Origin of the sequence: Nocardia halotolerans (genome assembly GCF_042650145.1) — a bacterium.
Classification (GTDB): Bacteria; Actinomycetota; Actinomycetes; order Mycobacteriales; family Mycobacteriaceae; genus Nocardia; species Nocardia halotolerans.
Map to the genome: position 1 here is coordinate 1,262,863 of NZ_JBHSDL010000014.1, position 2,140 is coordinate 1,265,002.

The following is a 2,140-nucleotide window of genomic DNA, read 5'->3' on the forward strand; positions in this document are numbered from 1 at the left end:
GACGCGTATCTTGGGCGAAGTGTTGGGCACCCCGCAGCGTTCCCCGATCACGTGATGGCCACTCGCCGGGTGGCGCGACGACCAACGTCGTGGCGCGAGGCGCTGGTCCTGGTCACGGCGTTTCTCCTGTGCCTATCCGGCGGTTTCTTTCACCTCGACGACACTTTGGGATGGCCACCGATCGCCACCTATATCGCCGCGGGTGTCTCGTGTGCGGCGCTGTCCGTGCGGCACCGGGCACCCGTGTTCGCGGTCGCGGTGACCACCGCCTGCGGGATGCTGGCCACACCCGTGGGACTGCTGCTGACCCCGCTGTTCGTGGCGCCGGTCACGATCGCCGCCTACGCGCTGGCTGTGCGCAGGGATCTCAGGGGGACGATCGCGGTCCTGCTCCCCGCCGTGACAGCGCTGGTCGCGGTGACCCCATCCCTCGACGGCTTGTCCTGGCAGGACGGCAGCAGGCTGCTGACCGTGGCAGCGCTGCCGCTGCTGATCGCCGCAGCGCTCGGTAACGCGACACGGAGCCGACGGGCATACCTGGCTGCCATGGAAGAGCGGGCACGACGCGCCGAGGAGAGCCGGGAGAGCGAGGCGCGCCACAGTGTTGCCGAGGAACGTATGCGCATCGCGCGCGAGCTCCACGATGTCGTCGCCCACCAGATCACCCTCGCCAACGCCCAAGCCGTCGTCGCCGCGCACGTGTTCGACACCCGGCCGGAGCAGACCCGCTCGAACCTGAACAACATCATCGAGACCACGAAAAACGCCCTCGACGACCTGCGCGCCACCGTCGGCCTGTTGCGCCAGGCCGGGGACGCGAACACGTCCGCCGAACCGTCACCCGGCCTGTCCCAGCTCCCCCGGCTACTCGAGTCGTTCGACCGGGCGGGGCTGCGAGTGACGACGGACAACGAGGGCACGCCCACACCACTACCGCCAGGCGTGGATCTCACTGCCTACCGGATCATCCAGGAGGCCCTGACCAACGTGGGCAAACACGCCGGGACGAGCCGCGCGCGAATCCGCCTGTCCTGGAGCCGCGATCGGCTCAGCATCTCCGTCGCCGACGACGGACCCGACTCGCGGCCGGCGAACGGGCCGAGCTTCACGAGGTCGGACCGGCCGTCGGGCTACGGGCTCATCGGCATGCGAGAACGCGCCACGGCGGTCGGAGGCCAACTCTTCACCGATAGCAGGCCCGCGGGTGGCTTCACCGTCTCCGCCCACCTGCCACTCACACCCGAGAACGCGACGGCTGTCGTCAAGCCGGGCACCGACGCAGAGAAGGGCGGTCCCCCATGACAATTCGCGTACTGCTCGCCGACGACCAGGCCCTGCTGCGGCAAGCGTTTCGGACGCTGCTCGACACCGCCGACGACATCAGCGTGGTCGGCGAGGCCGCCAACGGCGGACAAGCCGTGAGCCTCACCCGTGAACTGCACCCCGATGTGGTCATCATGGACATCCGGATGCCCGACACCGACGGCATCACCGCCACCGCACAGATCTGCGAAGATCCACACCTGCGCGACAGCCGCGTCCTGATCCTCACCACCTACGAAACCGACGAATATGTCGCACAGGCACTACGCGCGGGCGCAAGCGGTTTCATCGGCAAGGGCATCGGCGCAGCAGAACTACTCGCCGCCGTACGTACCATCGCAGACGGCGAAACCCTCCTCTCCCCCGCGGCCACGCGCACCTTGATCGCCCGCTTCCTGGCAACCCCACCTGAGGACGCCACACACACCTCCGAGCTACTCGACGCACTCACCCCGCGAGAACGCGAAATGACCATGCTTGTCGCAAAAGGACTATCCAACAACGAGATCGCCGAACAGCTCTTCGTGAGTCCGTTCACCGTCCGCGCCCACGTGCAGCGCGCCATGAACAAACTGCACGCGCGCGATCGTGCGCAACTCGTCGTCATCGCCCACCAGACCGGACTGGTCAACCGCGCCGACAACGGGCCTGACTGAGCGGCCGACCCAACGAGGGAGCAACGCGCCAGTACCCCGCGCCCATTCCAGTCGATCGATCCCGCGACCACCATCAGATCGGGGATCGGCTCGTCGTCCCCGATGAGTACGCCGACACCGTCCAGCACCGGTTCGAACCACCCCTACTTTTCAGGGAGGAT

At 67.6% G+C, this 2,140-nt stretch carries 2 protein-coding genes; both read left to right on the forward strand.

Features of this window, described 5'->3' with window-relative positions:
• Positions 1–54 precede the first annotated feature (54 nt).
• Positions 55–1,302 carry a sensor histidine kinase gene (locus tag ACFO5K_RS16465; protein ID WP_378562824.1) on the forward strand — a complete coding sequence of 416 codons (1,248 nt, stop codon included), beginning with the start codon at positions 55–57 and terminating at the stop codon, positions 1,300–1,302.
• Positions 1,299–1,979 (forward strand): response regulator transcription factor, encoded by a 681-nt coding sequence (locus ACFO5K_RS16470; protein WP_378562827.1) that lies wholly within the window; start codon positions 1,299–1,301, stop codon positions 1,977–1,979. Before ACFO5K_RS16465 ends, ACFO5K_RS16470 begins: the two co-directional genes overlap by 4 nt.
• Positions 1,980–2,140 lie beyond the last annotated feature (161 nt).

What these genes read in the sequence shown, in the direction of transcription:
- ACFO5K_RS16470 (WP_378562827.1), top strand. Translation starts at nt 1,299, where the DNA reads ATGACAATTCGCGTACTGCTCGCCGACGACCAGGCCCTGCTGCGGCAA.
- ACFO5K_RS16465 (WP_378562824.1), top strand. Translation starts at nt 55, where the DNA reads ATGGCCACTCGCCGGGTGGCGCGACGACCAACGTCGTGGCGCGAGGCG.